13 protein-coding genes are annotated in these 16,262 nt (G+C 62.8%); 3 read left to right on the plus strand and 10 right to left on the minus strand.

The features are described 5' to 3' along the window. Positions 1-4: 4 nt before the first annotated feature. Entirely contained in the window at positions 5-1,405 is a 1,401-nt protein-coding gene (gene murD / locus ACGYK4_RS00690) for a UDP-N-acetylmuramoyl-L-alanine--D-glutamate ligase (protein ID WP_394454715.1), read from the minus strand. Positions 1,406-1,479: 74 nt separating this feature from the next. Here murD and ACGYK4_RS00695 point away from each other — a divergent pair, with 74 nt between their 5' ends. Continuing rightward, on the plus strand, positions 1,480-2,406 hold the full coding sequence (locus tag ACGYK4_RS00695) for a glutaminase (protein WP_067261778.1): 927 nt from the start codon (positions 1,480-1,482) through the stop codon (positions 2,404-2,406). Positions 2,407-2,410: 4 nt separating this feature from the next. On the opposite strand, the gene mraY is transcribed toward ACGYK4_RS00695, so the two are convergent. Genes mraY through mraZ form a run of 7 tightly spaced genes read right to left on the minus strand, consistent with a single transcriptional unit; the run spans position 2,411 to position 10,098 of the window. After that, the gene (gene mraY, locus ACGYK4_RS00700; protein ID WP_168611989.1) at positions 2,411-3,493 is read right to left on the minus strand and encodes a phospho-N-acetylmuramoyl-pentapeptide-transferase; all 1,083 of its coding nucleotides are present in this window, start codon (positions 3,491-3,493) and stop codon (positions 2,411-2,413) included. 39 nt (positions 3,494-3,532) lie between these two features. Then, positions 3,533-4,966, minus strand: a complete 1,434-nt coding sequence (gene murF / locus ACGYK4_RS00705; RefSeq protein WP_394454716.1) for a UDP-N-acetylmuramoyl-tripeptide--D-alanyl-D-alanine ligase — start codon at positions 4,964-4,966, stop codon at positions 3,533-3,535. Then, positions 4,963-6,444, minus strand: a complete 1,482-nt coding sequence (locus ACGYK4_RS00710; protein WP_394454717.1) for a UDP-N-acetylmuramoyl-L-alanyl-D-glutamate--2,6-diaminopimelate ligase — start codon at positions 6,442-6,444, stop codon at positions 4,963-4,965. The genes murF and ACGYK4_RS00710 overlap by 4 nt, the downstream gene beginning before the upstream one ends. 12 nt (positions 6,445-6,456) lie before the next feature. Beyond that, on the minus strand, positions 6,457-8,244 hold the full coding sequence (locus ACGYK4_RS00715; RefSeq protein ID WP_394454718.1) for a peptidoglycan D,D-transpeptidase FtsI family protein: 1,788 nt from the start codon (positions 8,242-8,244) through the stop codon (positions 6,457-6,459). Further along, positions 8,241-8,615 carry a cell division protein FtsL gene (locus ACGYK4_RS00720; RefSeq protein ID WP_394412071.1) on the minus strand — a complete coding sequence of 125 codons (375 nt, stop codon included), beginning with the start codon at positions 8,613-8,615 and terminating at the stop codon, positions 8,241-8,243. Before ACGYK4_RS00720 ends, ACGYK4_RS00715 begins: the two co-directional genes overlap by 4 nt. Before the next feature lie 3 nt (positions 8,616-8,618). After that, complete coding sequence (gene rsmH / locus ACGYK4_RS00725) at positions 8,619-9,602, minus strand: 16S rRNA (cytosine(1402)-N(4))-methyltransferase RsmH (RefSeq protein WP_394440700.1); 984 nt, start codon at positions 9,600-9,602, stop codon at positions 8,619-8,621. 4 nt (positions 9,603-9,606) lie between these two features. Beyond that, positions 9,607-10,098: a division/cell wall cluster transcriptional repressor MraZ gene (gene mraZ / locus ACGYK4_RS00730; RefSeq protein ID WP_082851962.1), complete on the minus strand. Its 492-nt coding sequence runs from the start codon at positions 10,096-10,098 to the stop codon at positions 9,607-9,609. 777 nt (positions 10,099-10,875) lie between these two features. On the opposite strand from mraZ, the gene ACGYK4_RS00735 reads away from it, so the two are divergent. Next, positions 10,876-11,643: a hypothetical protein gene (locus ACGYK4_RS00735; RefSeq protein ID WP_271693369.1), complete on the plus strand. Its 768-nt coding sequence runs from the start codon at positions 10,876-10,878 to the stop codon at positions 11,641-11,643. An 18-nt stretch (positions 11,644-11,661) separates the two neighbouring features. Here the strand turns inward: ACGYK4_RS00735 and ACGYK4_RS00740 are convergent, their stop codons facing one another. Beyond that, a complete protein-coding gene (locus tag ACGYK4_RS00740; protein ID WP_271693368.1) occupies positions 11,662-12,726 on the minus strand; it encodes an Mrp/NBP35 family ATP-binding protein in 1,065 nt (354 codons plus the stop codon). Between the two features lie 598 nt (positions 12,727-13,324). Between ACGYK4_RS00740 and ACGYK4_RS00745 the strand changes: the two genes are divergently transcribed. Beyond that, entirely contained in the window at positions 13,325-13,537 is a 213-nt protein-coding gene (locus ACGYK4_RS00745) for a DUF1127 domain-containing protein (RefSeq protein ID WP_067262642.1), read from the plus strand. A gap of 238 nt (positions 13,538-13,775) precedes the next feature. Here ACGYK4_RS00745 and ACGYK4_RS00750 read toward each other — a convergent pair whose 3' ends face one another. Then, positions 13,776-16,193 carry an ATP-dependent helicase gene (locus ACGYK4_RS00750; protein ID WP_394454719.1) on the minus strand — a complete coding sequence of 806 codons (2,418 nt, stop codon included), beginning with the start codon at positions 16,191-16,193 and terminating at the stop codon, positions 13,776-13,778. Positions 16,194-16,262 lie beyond the last annotated feature (69 nt).

Raw genomic sequence — 16,262 nt, forward strand, 5'->3', positions numbered from 1 at the left:
CGCCCTACTCCGCCAGCACCTTCTGCACCTGCGCCACGAAATCCTCACCGCGGCGTTCGAAACTGTCGTATTGATCGAAACTCGCCGCCGCCGGGGCCAGCAGGACGACATCGCCCTCTTCGGCCTCTGCCGCCGCCCGCGCCACGGCCTGTTCCATCGTGCCGCAGACTTCGGTCTCTGCGGTGAGTTGCATGGCGAAATGCGCGGCTTCGCGCCCGATCACATAGGCTTTGCGGACAGATCCTTGCACCTCTGCCAGCCCTTTCAGACCGCCCTCTTTCTCAAGCCCGCCGCAGATCCAGCGGATGTTCTTGAACGCCGCCAGCGCCTTGGCCGCGCTGTCGACATTGGTGGCCTTGCTGTCATTGACGTAGCGCACGCCATGCGCCTCGGCCACGGTCTGGCTGCGGTGCGGCAGGCCACCGAAACTGTGAAACGCCGCCTCGATCACCCGCGGGGCAAGGCCGAGCGCGCGGCAGGCGGCATAGGCGGCGCAGGCGTTCTGGTGGTTGTGCGCGCCCGGCAGCCCTTGGATGCCGCGCAGGTCGATCGCGCCGACCTGTTTGCCGCGCCGATATTCGCTCAAGAAACCCTTTCGGGCAAAGACATGCCAGCCGGGACCGGAAAGCTTGGTCTCGGCGCTGATGCGGATCACACGGTCGTCGCTTGGCCCCTCGCTGAGTTGCCCGGCAAGGAAGCGGCCCTCGGCCTCATCCACGCCGATCACCGCGCGGTCCGGGCCGCCTTCGGCAAAGAGGCGACGCTTCGCGGCATAGTAGCCCCCCATCCCCGCATGGCGGTCCAGATGGTCGGGGCTGAGGTTGGTGAAGACCGCCACATCGGGCGTCAGCGCGCGCGCCAGTTCGGTCTGGTAGCTGCTAAGCTCCAGCACCACGACCTCCCCATCCACGGCGGGATCGAGGTCCAGCACTCCGCGCCCGATGTTGCCCGCCAGTTGGCAAGGCCGCCCGACATGCTCAAGGATGTGGTGAATGAGCGCCGAAGTCGTCGATTTCCCATTCGACCCGGTCACCGCCACCACCCGCGGGGCCACGTCGTAGTGATCCCATGCCAGCGTGGCGAAGCTTTGGAAAAAGAGGCCGATGTCATTGTCCACCGGCACCCCTGCGGAAAGCGCCGCCGCCACCACTGGGTTCGGCGCGGGGTAGAGATGCGGGATGCCGGGGCTCACGATCAGCCGGGCGATCTTGTCCAAGGCACCGGGGGCGTTGAGATCGACACAGGCGAAGCCTTCCCGCTCGGCCCGCGCCCGTGCGGCGGGGTTGTCGTCCCAGCAGCTGACCTTGGCCCCGCCCGCTTGCAACGCGCGCGCCGCACTCAGGCCCGAGCGGCCCAATCCCAGCACTGCCACGCGTGCGCCTTCCAAGCCCTGTACTGGAATCATCTGCAATCCCCTGCTACCCGTTGACCCCAGAATGGGGGCATGATGCGCCCATCACAAGCCAGAGGCCGCCGAAGATGTCCAGCCCCGCCAAACCTGACCTTGACGATGTGTTGCCGCGCCTCAATGCCATGATGCGCGAGGATGACCACTGGGGTGACGTGGCGGCCTATATCCCGCAACTGGCCAAGGTGGACCCGGCACAGTTCGGCATCGCCGTGGTGACGGCGGATGGCAAATGTCATGTGGCGGGCGATACGCAGGTGCCCTTTTCAGTTCAGTCCATCACCAAGGTCTTCACGCTGGCCATCGCGCTTGGCCGCTCGGGCGACCAACTGTGGCACCGCGTGGGGCGGGAGCCTTCGGGCCGGGCTTTTAACTCCATCGTGCAGTTGGAGCAGGAACAGGGCCGGCCGCGCAATCCCTTCATCAACGCAGGTGCGATCGTCACCACGGATGAAGTCTTGGGCAACCGCGAGCCGCGCGAGGCGCTGGCCGAGATTCTGCGTTTCGTGCGCGAAGCGGCGGGGACGGACGACATCCACATCAATGACACCGTCGCCGCGTCAGAGACCGATTTTGGCCACCGCAATTTTGCACTGGCGCATTTTCTGGCGAGCTACGGGAACCTCATCAACGCGCCGGAACGCACGCTCGGCACCTATTTCCACCATTGCGCGATGGAGATGACGGTGGAACAGCTTGCCATGGCGGGCCGTTTCTTGATCGAAGCGCCGGACGTGCCGCGCTTGGTGGCCCCCAGCCGCATCCGACGGCTCAACGCGCTGATGCTGACCTGCGGGCATTACGACGGTTCGGGCGATTTCGCCTATCGCGTGGGCCTGCCGGGCAAGTCCGGTGTGGGCGGCGGCATCCTGGCCATCGTGCCAGGGCGAGCCAGCATCGCGGTCTGGTCGCCGGGGCTCAACCGCTATGGCAACAGCCAAAAGGGCACCGAAGCACTGGCCCTTTTGGCGCGTCACATGGATTGGTCGATCTTTTAAGGGCTTAGCGCACCTTCAGCGTCGCCAGACCCAGCAGGGCGAGGATCAGTGAGATGATCCAGAAACGGATCACGATCTGCGGCTCGGCCCAGCCCTTTTTCTCGTAATGGTGGTGGATCGGTGCCATCAGGAACACCCGCTTGCCGGTGCGTTTGAAGTAGAGCACCTGCACGATGACCGAGAGCGCTTCGACCACGAAGAGCCCGCCGACCACCGCCAGCACCAATTCGTGCTTGGTGGCCACGGCGATGGCGCCCAAGGCCCCGCCAAGCGCCAGCGAGCCAGTGTCGCCCATGAAGACGGCGGCGGGCGGCGCGTTGTACCACAGGAACCCGAGGCCGCCACCGAAGAGACCGGCGGTAAAGATCAGGATCTCGCCCGTGCCCGGAACGTAATGCACGTCAAGATAATCGGTGAAGTCGACCCGTCCCACGGCATAGGCGATGACGCCAAGCGCTCCGGCGGCGATCATCACCGGCATGATGGCGAGGCCATCAAGCCCGTCGGTCAGGTTCACCGCATTGGCCGAGCCGACGATCACGATGATGGCGAAGGGGACGAAGAGCACCCCGAGGTTAATCAGCGTGTCTTTGAACACCGGCAGCGCAAGCTGGTACTGCAACTCTGCTGGATGGTATTGCGCAGCCCAGTAGCCCGCGATGCCCGCGATCAGAAAGCCCAGCAAAAGCCGCAGCTTACCCGGAACGCCATCGGTGTTTTGCTTGCTGACCTTGGCGTGGTCGTCGGCATAGCCGATGGCGGCGAAACTCATGGTGACGAAAAGCACCAGCCAGACGAAAGGATTGTCGAGCCGCGCCCAAAGCAGGGTCGAGGTCAGCAAGGCCCCCACGATCAGCAGCCCGCCCATGGTGGGCGTGCCCGCCTTGGCGAAATGCCCCTCTGGGCCGTCATCGCGGATCGGCTGGCCCTTGCCCTGCCGTTTGCGCAGCACTTCGATCAGCGGTTTGCCGAAGATAAAGCCGAACACCAATGCCGTCAGAAACGCCCCGCCCGCGCGGAAGGTGATATAGCGAAACAGGTTAAAAAAATCGCCGCCATCCGACAGCAGCGTCAACCAATAGAGCATATATCGCGTCCTAACTCATCATGTGGGGTGAATCGCCGATCAGGCGGTCGGGACCGGATGGCCCATTTTGCGGATGGCGTCAACAATACCGCCCAGCTTCATCGAAAGCGACCCTTTGATCAGCACGACATCGCCGGAATCGAGCCTTGCGCGGAGTCCTTGCAACATCTCTTCGGCGGTTTCCGTCCAATCGCCGCGCTGATGTTCGGGTAGATTGTCGTAAAAGGCTTTCATCAATGGGCCGACGCAGTGCACCACGTCGAGCGCGCGGGTGGCCTCAAGATCGGCCAGACCGGCGTGCAGCGCCACGGCCTCGGGACCAAGTTCTTTCATGTCACCGACAAATGCAATCCGCCGCCCCTTGCTGACGCGCCCGATGTCATGGGTGACTTCCGAGGCGGCCAGCACCTCAAGCGCGGCGGCCATGGAGGTCGGGTTGGCGTTATAGCTGTCGTCGATCAGCTCCAGCGCCAAATGGGTATCGACAGTATCCAGCAAAATACGCTCGCGCACCCCGCGCCCGGCATAGGGCGACCAGCGGCCCAGCGATTGCACGGCCAGCGCCCGATCCGCGCCAAGCGCCTCGGCCACTGCCAGCGCACCGAGGGCGTTCATCGCGAAATGCCGCCCCGGCGTGGCGATCTTGAAGATCAACGGCGCACCTTCGACTTCGGCTTGGGCCACGGTGGCATCGCCCTGCACCTTGACCTCGCCCAGCTTGTAGTGATGGCCCGCCTGACCAAAGGTCGTCTCGCGCAGGCCGCGTTCCAGCGCTTTGTTCAAGACGATATCGCTGTGCTCGTGGTCCGCGTTGATCACCGCCACGCCGCCCGGCTCCATCCCGTCGAAGATGCTGGCTTTTTCCACCGCAATGGCGGCGACATCCTTGAAGGCTTCGAGGTGGACGGCGGCGACATTCGTCACCATCGCGGCGTCGGGGCGCGCCTGTTTGGCGAGGGGGGCAATCTCTCCGGGGTGGTTCATTCCGATCTCGATCACCGCGTAATCGGTGTCGCGCGGCATCCGCGCTAGGGTCAGCGGCACACCCCAGTGGTTGTTGTAGCTGTCGACGCTGGCATGGGCGCGGCCCTGATCGCCAAAGATCGCCAGCAGCATCTCCTTGGTCGAGGTCTTGCCGACGCTGCCGGTCACCGCCGCCACCTTGGCCTGCGGGCCGAGGCGGGCGCGCCCTGCCCGGCCAAGCGCTTCGAGCGCCTGTTGCACATCCTCAACGATCAGCAGCGGCGCATCCGTGGCCACGCCTTCAGGGATATGGGTCACGAGCGCGGCAGCGGCCCCTTTGTCGAGCGCTTGGGCCACAAATTCATGCCCGTCCCGCGCGGCCTTGAGTGCGACGAAGAGATCGCCGGGCTGCAAGGTCCGTGTGTCGATGGAGACACCGTTGCAAGCCCAATCGCCCTGCGCCGTCCCGCCCGTGGCCTCCGCCGCTTCGCTCGCTGTCCAAAGGCTCATGCCAATCTCCCGTCCAGTGCCGCCACGGCCACGCTGGCCTGTTCCACATCGTCGAAAGGCAGCACGTCGTCGCCCACGGTCTGCCCGGTCTCATGCCCCTTGCCCGCGATGAGCAGCGCGTCGCCCGGCTCTAGCGCATCCACACCGCGCAGGATGGCTTCGGCGCGGTCGCCGACTTCCATCGCGTCGGGTGCGCCGTCTAGCACGGCGGCACGGATGCTCGCGGGGTCTTCGCTGCGCGGGTTGTCGTCGGTGACAATGACCATATCCGCATGTTCCGCCGCCGCCTGCCCCATCAAGGGGCGCTTGGCCCGGTCCCTATCACCGCCCGCGCCGACGATGGCGACAAGCCGGCCCATCACATGCGGGCGCATGGCGGCGAGTGCGGTGGCCACTGCATCGGGCGTATGGGCGTAATCGACGAAAACCGCCGCGCCATTGTCGCGGGTGGCGGCAAGCTGCATCCGGCCCCGCACGGTGGTGAGATGCGGCAGCGTGTCGAAGACCTCTTGCGGGTCGGCGCCACAGGCGATGACCAGCCCTGCGGCCAGCAATACATTGTCGCCCTGAAAACCGCCGATCAGATTCAGCCGCTTTTGATAGGTCTTGCCGCGCCAGCTAAAGCGCAGGTCTTGGCCCGTGGCATCGAACCGCTGGCCTTGCAGATGCAGATCGCCCCCGTCGCGGCCCACGGTGATCACCTCACAGCCCCGCGCACGGGCGATGGCGGCGATATCGACGCCTTTTTCATCGTCGATATTGACCACCGCCGTGCCATCTTCGGGAAGGACACGGGCGAAAAGCGCGGCTTTGGCGGCGAAATAGGCCTCGAATGTCTCGTGATAGTCCAGATGGTCTTGGGTGAAGTTGGTAAAGCCCGCCGCCTTGAGCGTCACCCCATCCAGCCGCCGCTGGTCGAGCCCATGGCTCGACGCTTCCATCGCGGCATGGGTGATGCCATTCGCCGCCGCCTCGGCCAGCGTGCGGTGCAGGGTGATCGGCTCGGGCGTGGTATGGGCCAAGGGGGCGGCCCATGCGCCTTCGACCCCGGTGGTGCCAAGGTTCACGGCAGGCAATCCCATCTCAACCCAAATCTGGCGCACGAAGGTCGAGACCGAGGTTTTCCCATTTGTGCCCGTGACCGCGATCATCGTGGCGGGCTGGCCGCCGAACCAAAGCGCCGCCGTGCGCGCCAGCGCCTCCCGCGGGAGGTCGGAGACCACCAGCGCAGCATCCGAGCCCGCCAATTCCTCGGCGGCGAGTTTGGCGCCCGCCGCATCGGTCAGCACCGCCGCCGCGCCCATGCGCAGGGCGTATTGAATGAATTCTGCCCCATGCACACGGCTGCCGGGGAGGGCCGCGAAAAGCGTCCCCTCGCGCACCTCACGGCTGTCGACCGCGATGCCGGTGATCATAGGGTTGGCCCCCGCCCGCGCGGTCAGCCCGAGAGAGGAAAGCGGTACGGCCCGGTCGGTCATAGAGATGTCTTTTCAGTTGCTGCTGGTCAGCGTTAGCACAGCGTCGTTCACCGGTTCAACAGCGGGGCGCAGTCCCAGCAGAGGTGCGATGCGGCGCACCATCTCGGCGGCCACGGGCACGGCGGTCCACCCCGCCGTGCGGCGCGGTTTCGGGCCCGAGGTCTCAACCGGTTCGTCCAGCGTGACGATCAGCACATATTTCGGATCGTTGACCGGAAAGATGCTGGCGAAAGTGTTGATCACCTTGTCGTCGTAATAGCCGCCCGTGGGCTTGGGCTTGTCGGCGGTGCCGGTCTTGCCCGCGATTTGATAGCCCGGCACCTCGGCGAAGCTGGCCGTGCCATCGGTCACCACCTTGCGCAGCATCATCCGGGCCTGCGCGGCGGTCTCTTCGGACATGACGCGGGGGCCGAGTTGGGGGGCGGATTGCTTCAGCAGCGTGGGCTTTACCGCCCGCCCGCCATTGGCGATGGCGGCATAGCCCGCGGCAAGGTGCATCGGCGTGCTCGACAGCCCGTGGCCGTAGGAGATCGTCACGCTGGACAATTCAGTCCAACGGCTCGGCAAGAGCGGCTTGCCGCCCGAGGCTTCGACGATCTCAAAGGGGGTCGGCTCAAAGAAACCGAGGCTTTTGAGGAACTCCTGCTGCCGTTCGATGCCGATTTCCAGCGCCATGCGACCTGTGCCCCGGTTCGAGGAATGCACGATGATGTCGGCGACGCTCAGCTTGCCATAGTTCTTGTTGCGGAATTCACCGATGCGGAAGCCGCCGACCTTCATCGGGCCGGAGGTGTCGATGATCGTGTCGGCGTTGAACAGCCCCAGTTCCACCGCCTGTGCAGCGGCGAAAATCTTAAAGGTGGAGCCGAGCTCATAGACCCCCTGCACCGCGCGGTTGAACAGCGGGCTGTCGGAGGCATCCCCTTGGGTCAAAGGCCGGGGCCGGTTGTTGGGGTCGAAATCCGGCAGCGAGGCGACCGAGATCACCTCCCCCGTGTGCACATCCATCAGAATGCTGGTGGCCCCTTTGGCGTTCATCAGCTTCATGCCGCCATAAAGCACCCGCTCCGCCGCGGCCTGCACGGTGAGGTCGAGCGACAGCTCTAGCGGTTTGTTGCCATTGGCCGGGTCGCGCAGATAGTCGTCGAAATACTTCTCGGCCCCCGCCACGCCGATCACCTCGGCGGCATGGACGCCTTCCTTGCCATAGCTCGCTCCGCCCAGCACATGGGCTGCAAGCGAGCCGTTGGGGTAAAGACGCATGTCGCGCGGCGCGAACAAAAGGCCCGGATCGCCGATATCATGCACGGCCTGCATCTGTTCGGGGCTGATTTTCTTCTTAATCCACAGGAACTTGCGCTTGCCTGTGAAGTCTTTGATCAGGCGCTCTTCTTTCAGATCGGGAAAGATTTTGACCAGCTTTTTAGCGGCCATCTCCGGGTCGATCATATGACGCGGCTGCGCATAGAGCGCGTGGGTCTCGAAATTGGTGGCCAGAAGGTTGCCGTTCCGGTCCGTAATATCCGCACGCGAGGCCGAGATCACGGCCCCCGGCGCATGGCCGCGCGGCTCGGACGGTTCCGACATCGCCAGCAGCCCCATGCGTCCGCCGATCACGGTGAAAGCACAAAGGAAACAGACCCCCAGCACCAGAAGCCGCCCTTCGGCGCGCATCCGCGCCTTGTCACGCATCTGCTCATGGCGGATGCGCTTGTTCTCACGTTCGATCGCATCGGGGTTTTCCCCCTTCTCGCGGGCCTCGAGGATGCGGGCCAGCGGGCGCAGCGGGGTGCGGATCATTCAACCTTCTCCTCGGAAAGACCGTTCAGCGCCTCGTAATTCATCGTCGAGACATCCACAGGATCGGTGATCGGCAGCAAGGGCTGGGGCGGATAGGCGACTTGATCGACCTGACCGAACTGGCCGGGATGCAGCGGCAACAGGCCCAGACGGTCAAAGTTCAGATCCGCCAGATCGCGCAGCCGGTCCGGGCGGTTTTGAAAGGCCCATTCGGCGCGCAGCACGGCCAGACGAGCGTGGGCCGCGCGGATATTGGCATGCAGCCTGTCGGCATCGCTCAGCGCCTGCTGGGTCGCGTAATTCTCGCGGTAGGCCCAGAAGGCCAATCCAACCACGGCAATGGTGGTGAGGATATACATCACCGTGCGCATCACTCAGATCCCCCTGACCATCGGCATGCCGATGGTTTTCGCGTCAATCTCACCACTGGGCGCGTCGGTGCGCGTGGCGACCCGCAGCTTGGCCGACCGGCTGCGCGGGTTCTCTTCCAATTCCTGCGCGTCGGGGCCAATCGCCTTGCGGGATTTCAGCGTGAACTGCGGCGGCGCCTGCTCCAGCGCGGGGGCGAAACGGTTGGCATTGCCCCCAGCCCCGGCGCGTGCGGTAAGGAAGCGTTTCACCATGCGGTCCTCGACCGAATGAAAGGTCACCACCGCCAGCTTCCCGCCCGGCTTCAACGCCCGCTCGGCGGCCATAAGCCCCTGAAAGAGTTCGCCATATTCATTGTTCACCGCAATCCGCAGCGCTTGGAAACTGCGGGTTGCCGGATGGCTCTGGCCGGGCTTGGAGCGCGGCAGGCAGCCTTCGACCAGCTTTGCCAATTCCAACGTGGTGGTGATCGGCGCTTCTTCGCGGGCACGGACAATCGCCTTGGCGATCCGGCGCGAGGCGCGCTCTTCACCGTATTGAAAGAGGATGTTGGCGATCACCTCTTCCTCGGCCTCGTTGACCAAATCGGCAGCCGAGGGGCCATCTTGGCTCATCCGCATGTCGAGCGGGCCATCTTTCATGAAGGAAAAGCCACGCTCCGCCTGATCGAGCTGCATGGAGGAGACACCGAGGTCCAGCACCACACCATCGAGGTCTTGGGCATATTCATCCATGCGCGAAAAGACGCCCTGTTGCATGGTGATCCGATCGCCATAGTCACCGGCCCATGCCGCCGCCATCTCAAAGGCCAGCGGATCGCGGTCGACAGCCACCACACGCGCGGCTCCGGCCTCAAGCAAGCCACGGGTGTAGCCGCCCGCCCCAAAGGTGCCGTCCAACCAGACCCCCTCTACGGGCGCCACGGCAGATAGGATCGGGCGCAGCAGAACGGGGGTGTGAGGGGCGGAAGGGTCAGAGGCAGCAACCATTCCCTCAGATCTCCATATCACCATCAAGGAACGAGAGCGGATCGACATCGTCGGGCAGTTCCTGCTGCCATGCCTCTTCCTCGGTCTCGTAGGTTTCGGGCTTCCAGATTTGGAAGGTGTCACCGGCGGCGATAAAGAACGCCTCGCCGTTGAGTTCGATCTTGTTGCGCAGCTTGGCGGGCAGCACCAAACGGCCTGTCTCATCTACCGTCGTGGGGAAAGACTGGCCGTGGAACAGACGCTGAAGCGCCTTGCGCTGCATGGAGCCACGCGGCATGCGGTCGATCTTGGCGTCAACCTCTTCGATGGCTTCCATGGTATAGCATTCAAGGTAGTTGCGGCGGTGGTCGCCATAGACGATGACCAGTTCGGGATTGTCGCCGTTCTTCCAGTTCGGGTCGCCAGCCTCCAACACACGCCGAAAAGAGGCTGGGATAGACACCCGCCCCTTCGTATCGACCTTGTGGTGGCTTTCGCCTCTGAACCTGCGGCTCACTTGTTGTCCCTGCCTCTTGCGCCTTTGCGCTTAAACTCGTTATTCGCCTCAATCCCCTGCCCCGGAAATGGAAACGGCGGGTTGATCTGCTGCCACTGATCAACCCGCCGCCCACGTCCCGCAGCTTGGCGGGGGAAGTCCGACTGCGCGCGCCACCTGGGGGGATGTCTGCTCGCTCGCGCGCCGGATCTCTTTGGTCTGATGAAAGCGAGGTGCCTGTATGAAACCTGCTAGGTTTTGATTTATTTTGGGGTCGTTTGTTGCCCCGTGTCCCGTTCTCATCCGATGCATTAGGGATGCCATGGGAATTGATGGGCGTCTAGATATTTTTTGGATTTCTGCCCAATATTTTGTTTTGCACAGGCTGTGAGAACAACATCTGGTATAACTTTTCGGGTGCCGCGTGGCTTAATTTGGGATTATTTAAGTCTGAAACACTATATCTTGTTAACGAATTGCGACCTGCACAATATCCCACAGTTTCCCACTAAAATTTGCTCACATAGTTATCCACAGGACGTGTTCGTTGCCTGTTCCGCAGAATGCGTCGAGGGCGTTCGAATTACACGCCAATTCCCGTGGCTGCGAATCGGGCAAGACCCCCAATGGCGCAAGGGGCGCCCATGATTTCCCAGACTTCCCATGCATTCCCGCGACTTTTCCCATGACCTCCCAGCGGCCCATGCTTTCCCAGCCGCATAGCCCTTCCTGACAGCGGTATCTTGTCCTTTCGGCCCACGCACGGCATGTAATGGCGCGAAACGGAGGGAGTGCATCATGATCCAAGCCACGGCTCTATTCACCCACGCGCTGAACATGCTTTTTCACGCGCCCTCAACCACGCTGCGGGTGATCCTGCCTGCGGTGCTTTGGGTGATGGGGGCCGCCGCTGCCGCGGGCTTGCTGGCGGGGGATGCGCTTGGGGCCATGGATCAGGTGATCGAGAACGCCGCCCCGCCGCCTGCGGGTCAACTTCTGATCCTGATCGCCTGCGGGCTGGCGGGCATCCTTGGCTATGCGCTGATGGCCATCCTCTGGCACCGCTATGTCTTGCTTGATCACGAGGGAAGCGCCCTGCGCCCGGGCATGGGGCTGTTCTGGGCCTATGTCTGGCGGGCCATCGTTTTGGGCTTCGTGCAGTTTCTCGCGGCCATTCCCATCGGCCTCGCCATGCTACTCTTGGGCGGGCTGACCGGGTCGAGCCCGGCGGCACTGCTGTTGATCGGGCTGGTGGCAGGAGTGGCCTTCCTTTGGCTGGCGCTGCGGCTCAGCCTCGTGCTGCCCGCCGCCGCTCTTGGCCACGTCATGTCGGTCCGCGACAGCTGGCGCGCGACCGAGCCTTTGGCCGGCACGCTTTGGGCGCTGGCCGTATTGCTGGCGGTGGTGAATACGTTGCTCGGCGTGATCGCCAGCATGTTGCTGCCCGCCGACCCCGGCCTGCGACTGATGCTGGATTCCCTGCTCTATCTTATAGAGGGGCTGGTTTTCGTCTCGATGCTGACCACACTTTATGGACACCTGATCGAAGGGCGCGAGCTGGGGTAACCGCCCGCGCCGCCCTCATCAAGCCATACCACCGTCGATCAAGCCCTTTGCGAGCCGGGCATAGGCATCGGCCATCGGCCCCTCGCCCGCGGCGACTGGCGTACCGCTATCCCCGGCCAAACGGGTATCGAGATCAATCGGCAGGCTGCCCAAAAGCGGCACGCCCATCTTCTCGGCCTCCGCCGCCACACCGCCTTGGCCGAAGATCTCATGCTGAGAGCCACAATCGGGGCAGACGAATGTCGACATATTCTCGATCAGCCCCAGCACCGGGGTTTTCAATGTGGCGAACATGTCGAGCGCCTTGCGCGCGTCGATCAAGGCCACGTCTTGCGGAGTGCTGACCACGATGGCGCCCGAAAGCTCGGACTTGGTGCAGAGCGTCAGTTGCACATCGCCGGTGCCGGGGGGCAGATCGACGAGCAGCACGTCAAGCTCACCCCATTCCACTTGCCCGAGCATCTGCTGCAGCGCGCCCATCAGCATCGGCCCACGCCAGACGACGGCCTTACCCTCTTCCAACATGAAGCCGATCGACATCATGGTGACGCCATGGGCCTGCAAGGGAATGATCGTCTTGCCGTCGGGGCTGGCGGGGCGCTTGTTGACCCCCATCATGCGCGGCTGGCTGGGACCATAGATATCGGCATCCAGAAGCCCCACCTTGCGCCCGGCCCGCGCCAGCGCCACGGCAAGGTTGGAACTGACGGTGGATTTACCCACACCGCCCTTGCCCGAGCCGATGGCGAGGATGCGCTTCACGCCGCTGGGTTTCATCGGCCCCTCTTGCGGTTTGGGATGCCCGCCGACCTTGAGACTAGGCGCTTTCGGCGCGGGGCCATGCGCGGTCAGCGCGACCGATACATCACCCACCCCCGGCAGATCGCGGACCACCTGCTCTGCCGCGTCGCGCAACGGTGCCATCTGCCGCGCCACATCGGCATTGGGCGCTTCGATGACGAATCGCACCTTATCGCCTTCGACCACCAGCGCGCGGACCAGATCATGGGACAGCAGGCTCTTGCCGTCGGGCAGTTGCACCCGCGCCAGCGCCGCTTCGACTTCTGCTTTGGTCACAGACATGCGCAAATTCTCCTCTATTACGGCTTCTGAAATGGCAGGTTCTGCGCCAAGCGCAAGGGGACGGCCCTTTTTGCATAGGGAAGAGGCGCAATGCCCAAGGATTACGCAGAGGTACCATGTTTTTGCCGCATAGCAGCATTGCAAAAAGAAATATTGTGCACGCGCAGCAATTAGCGCTAACTTAGGTTCATAGGCAGGGCCAAGCGCCCCGCTTTCGGAAAGACCGGACACATTCTTCCTCCTCCCGAATGTGTCTGATTTTACCAAGACTTGGATGCATCCACTCCTCCTCCCGGATGCAGGCAAGTTTGGAAAGACCAGACGCGTCCATCCTCCTCCCGGATGTGTCTGTTATTGGCGGCGACATCTACCTCCTCCCAGATGTCGTCGCCCCCTTTCCCCCCCCATATATGACAGTTTTATGACCCTGCGCCCTTTTGCCGCGCGGGCAAAACCGTTTTTTATCAACAAGTTGCGCCACTCAGAACCTATGCGCTTTCTGCATAGCGGCATTGACTTTATGCCCGTTGTGCAAATGCAGAAAGGGCGTAAATAGCAGGCAACGAGATGATCCACAGATGAAAAAAGAGGCGCCGAAATGGCTTACATGAACACAACCACCGCAAACACAACTTCCGTCTTCGCCCGTATCGGCGGCGCATTCGAAGCACTGGCAACCCGCTACAAGCAGCACCGTCTGTACCGCGAAACTTTCGACGGTCTGAGCGCGTTGAGCAACCGTGAACTGGCCGACCTTGGTCTGAGCCGTTCCGAACTGCGCCGCGTCGCATGGGAATCTTCCCGCGGCTAAGTAGAGATAGAGATCGGACGTCAGAACCCCTCCCTGTTCTGCCGTCTGAAAGCCGGGGTGCGCGTCACTTTCCTCCTCCCTGAATGAGGCGGACCCCGCAAGGAGACCCGAAGCCGACCCTCCCTCGACGCTTCGGGCCGACATAGAAACGGCGGCACCTTCCTCCCAAGGTGTCGTCGTTTTTGTTTGTAAGGCCCTGTTTGGACGGGCTTTTGGCAGCCCGCCCCAGGATACGCTTTTAGAAGGGCACGTCTTTCCCGCCGGTCAAGAAACGTGAGACGACCTTTTTGGTCCCGGCCTTCTCAAAGGCGACTTCCATCTTGTCACCTTCGATGCCAATCACTTCGCCATAGCCGAATTTATCGTGGAAAACACGCTCACCCATCTCAAAAGCGGCGACCGCTTGCATGTCGATCGTGACATTGCGGCTTTCGCGCGGCTGGCTGGTGCCCCGCGCCCCGCTGCGTGATTGCAGGCGTTTCCAACCCGGTGAATTATAGACATTCGCGCTTGCCGCGCGGTCATGTAGATCCGATTGCGGCATAGCCGCGCCAAAACCACCGCCGTAAAGCCCCGGCGGAGTCAGCACATCCACATGTTCTTCGGGCAGCTCATCAATGAAACGCGACGGCATCGCATTTTGCCATTGGCCAAAGACCCGGCGATTGGCAGCAAAAGAGATGGTGCAAATCCGCTCCGCCCGGGTGATGCCGACATAGGCCAGCCGCCGCTCCTCTTCGAGCCCCTTCATCCCGCTTTCATCCATCGAACGCTGCGAGGGGAACAGCCCATCTTCCCAGCCTGGCAGGAAAACCATGGGGAATTCCAAACCCTTGGCCGCGTGCAACGTCATGATCGAGACCTTCTCGCCATCGCCCTCCTGCTCATTATCCATGATCAGGCTGACATGTTCGAGGAAGCCTTGCAGGTTCTCGAAGCCTTCCAAGGCTTTGACGAGTTCCTTAAGGTTTTCCAGCCGCCCCGGCGCTTCGGGCGTTTTGTCATTCTGCCACATGCCGGTATAGCCGCTTTCGTCGAGAATCATCTCGGCCAATTCGACATGAGACACTTCAGGCGGGCCATAATCCACCCGCAGCGGCGCGGCACCATCGTCCAGCACCGAGTCGCCCTCGCTGATCTCAATCCGCGGGCCTTGCAGCATGGATGACCAACGGTCGATCCCGTCGATCAAAAGCCGCAGTTGCGCCGCCCCTTTGCCGCTGATCCCGCCATGGGCGAGAAGGATTCGCGCGCCTTCGACAAGGTTCACCCCATGATCCCGCGCCGTGCGCTGGATTTTCTGCTGCGCCTTTTCGCCCAAACCCCGCTTGGGCGTGTTCACGATCCGCTCGAAAGCCAGATCATCATCGGGGCTGGTGACCACGCGGAAATAGGCCATGGCGTCGCGGATTTCCAAACGCTCATAGAATCGCGGGCCGCCAATCACCTTATAAGGCAGGCCAATGGTCAAAAACCGGTCCTCAAAAGCGCGCATCTGGTGGCTCGCCCGGACGAGAATCGCCACATCGTCAAGCGAGAATGGGTCGAGCCCTCTTGTGCCGCGCTGCGCGGATTCGATCTCATCCCCGATCCAACGGGCCTCTTCCTCGCCGTCCCAATGGCCGATCAGGCGGACCTTTTCGCCCTCGGTCTCTTCGGTCCAGAGTGTCTTGCCCAAGCGCCCTTCATTGCCCGCAATCACGCCCGAGGCGGCGGCGAGGATATGGGGGGTCGAGCGGTAATTCTGCTCAAGCTTGACCACATGGGCGCCGGGGAAATCCGTTTCAAACCGCAGGATGTTGCCCACTTCAGCCCCGCGCCAGCCATAGATCGACTGGTCGTCGTCACCCACGCAGCAGATGTTCTTGTGCCCCTGCGCCAAAAGCCGCAGCCACAGATATTGGGCCACGTTGGTATCCTGATATTCGTCGACGAGGATGTATTTGAACCAGCGCTGATACTGCGCCAACACATCCGGGTGCGCCTGGAAAATCGTCACCATATGGAGCAGCAAATCGCCGAAATCGGTCGCGTTCAATTCGATCAGACGGCGTTGATATTGCGCGTAAATCTCAGGCCCGCGATGATTGTATGCCCCGGCATCCGCGCTCGGAATCTTGTCCGGGGTCAGCGCGCGGTTCTTCCAGCCGTCGATGATCCCCGCCAGCATCCGCGCGGGCCAGCGCTTGTCGTCGATCCCTTGGGCAGCGACCAATTGTTTGAGCAGGCGCAGCTGGTCATCCGTATCGAGAATCGTGAAATTGCTTTTCAGCCCCACCAATTCCGCATGCCGCCGTAGCAGCTTGACGCAGATCGCGTGAAAGGTGCCGAGCCATGGCATCCCCTCAACCTGCTGGCCCAGCATCTGGCCCACGCGAGTCTTCATCTCGCGCGCGGCCTTGTTGGTGAAGGTGACCGCCAGAACCTCATGCGGGCGCGCGCGCCCGGTGTTGAGCAGATGCACGATTCGCGCCGTCAACGCCCGCGTTTTGCCAGTGCCCGCCCCGGCGAGCATCAGCACGGGGCCATCCAACGTCTCGACCGCGGCCCGTTGGGCGGGGTTCAACCCCTCCAGATAAGGCTGCGGACGCGCGGCCATGGCGCGGGCGGAGAGGGAGGCGCCCTCAAAGGCGTCAATTTCGTCAAAATCACTCATGCCCGCAATCTAGCGCGTCCGGGGTACGAGATAAAGAGACGTTCCTCAAATGTTCTTTCGAAAGATATT

The sequence above is a fragment of the Sulfitobacter sp. 1A13368 genome, from assembly GCF_043557275.1.
GTDB lineage: Bacteria > Pseudomonadota > Alphaproteobacteria > Rhodobacterales > Rhodobacteraceae > Sulfitobacter > Sulfitobacter faviae.

Excerpts from the sequence above, each read along its gene's own strand:
- ACGYK4_RS00750 (WP_394454719.1), bottom strand. The coding sequence starts at position 16,193 with ATGAGTGATTTTGACGAAATTGACGCCTTTGAGGGCGCCTCCCTCTCC.
- ACGYK4_RS00720 (WP_394412071.1), bottom strand. The coding sequence starts at position 8,615 with ATGCGCACGGTGATGTATATCCTCACCACCATTGCCGTGGTTGGATTG.
- ACGYK4_RS00710 (WP_394454717.1), bottom strand. The coding sequence starts at position 6,444 with ATGACCGACCGGGCCGTACCGCTTTCCTCTCTCGGGCTGACCGCGCGG.
- ACGYK4_RS00715 (WP_394454718.1), bottom strand. The coding sequence starts at position 8,244 with ATGATCCGCACCCCGCTGCGCCCGCTGGCCCGCATCCTCGAGGCCCGC.
- ACGYK4_RS00695 (WP_067261778.1), top strand. The coding sequence starts at position 1,480 with ATGTCCAGCCCCGCCAAACCTGACCTTGACGATGTGTTGCCGCGCCTC.
- murD (WP_394454715.1), bottom strand. The coding sequence starts at position 1,405 with ATGATTCCAGTACAGGGCTTGGAAGGCGCACGCGTGGCAGTGCTGGGA.
- ACGYK4_RS00745 (WP_067262642.1), top strand. The coding sequence starts at position 13,325 with ATGGCTTACATGAACACAACCACCGCAAACACAACTTCCGTCTTCGCC.
- ACGYK4_RS00735 (WP_271693369.1), top strand. The coding sequence starts at position 10,876 with ATGATCCAAGCCACGGCTCTATTCACCCACGCGCTGAACATGCTTTTT.
- mraY (WP_168611989.1), bottom strand. The coding sequence starts at position 3,493 with ATGCTCTATTGGTTGACGCTGCTGTCGGATGGCGGCGATTTTTTTAAC.
- ACGYK4_RS00740 (WP_271693368.1), bottom strand. The coding sequence starts at position 12,726 with ATGTCTGTGACCAAAGCAGAAGTCGAAGCGGCGCTGGCGCGGGTGCAA.
- rsmH (WP_394440700.1), bottom strand. The coding sequence starts at position 9,602 with ATGGTTGCTGCCTCTGACCCTTCCGCCCCTCACACCCCCGTTCTGCTG.
- murF (WP_394454716.1), bottom strand. The coding sequence starts at position 4,966 with ATGAGCCTTTGGACAGCGAGCGAAGCGGCGGAGGCCACGGGCGGGACG.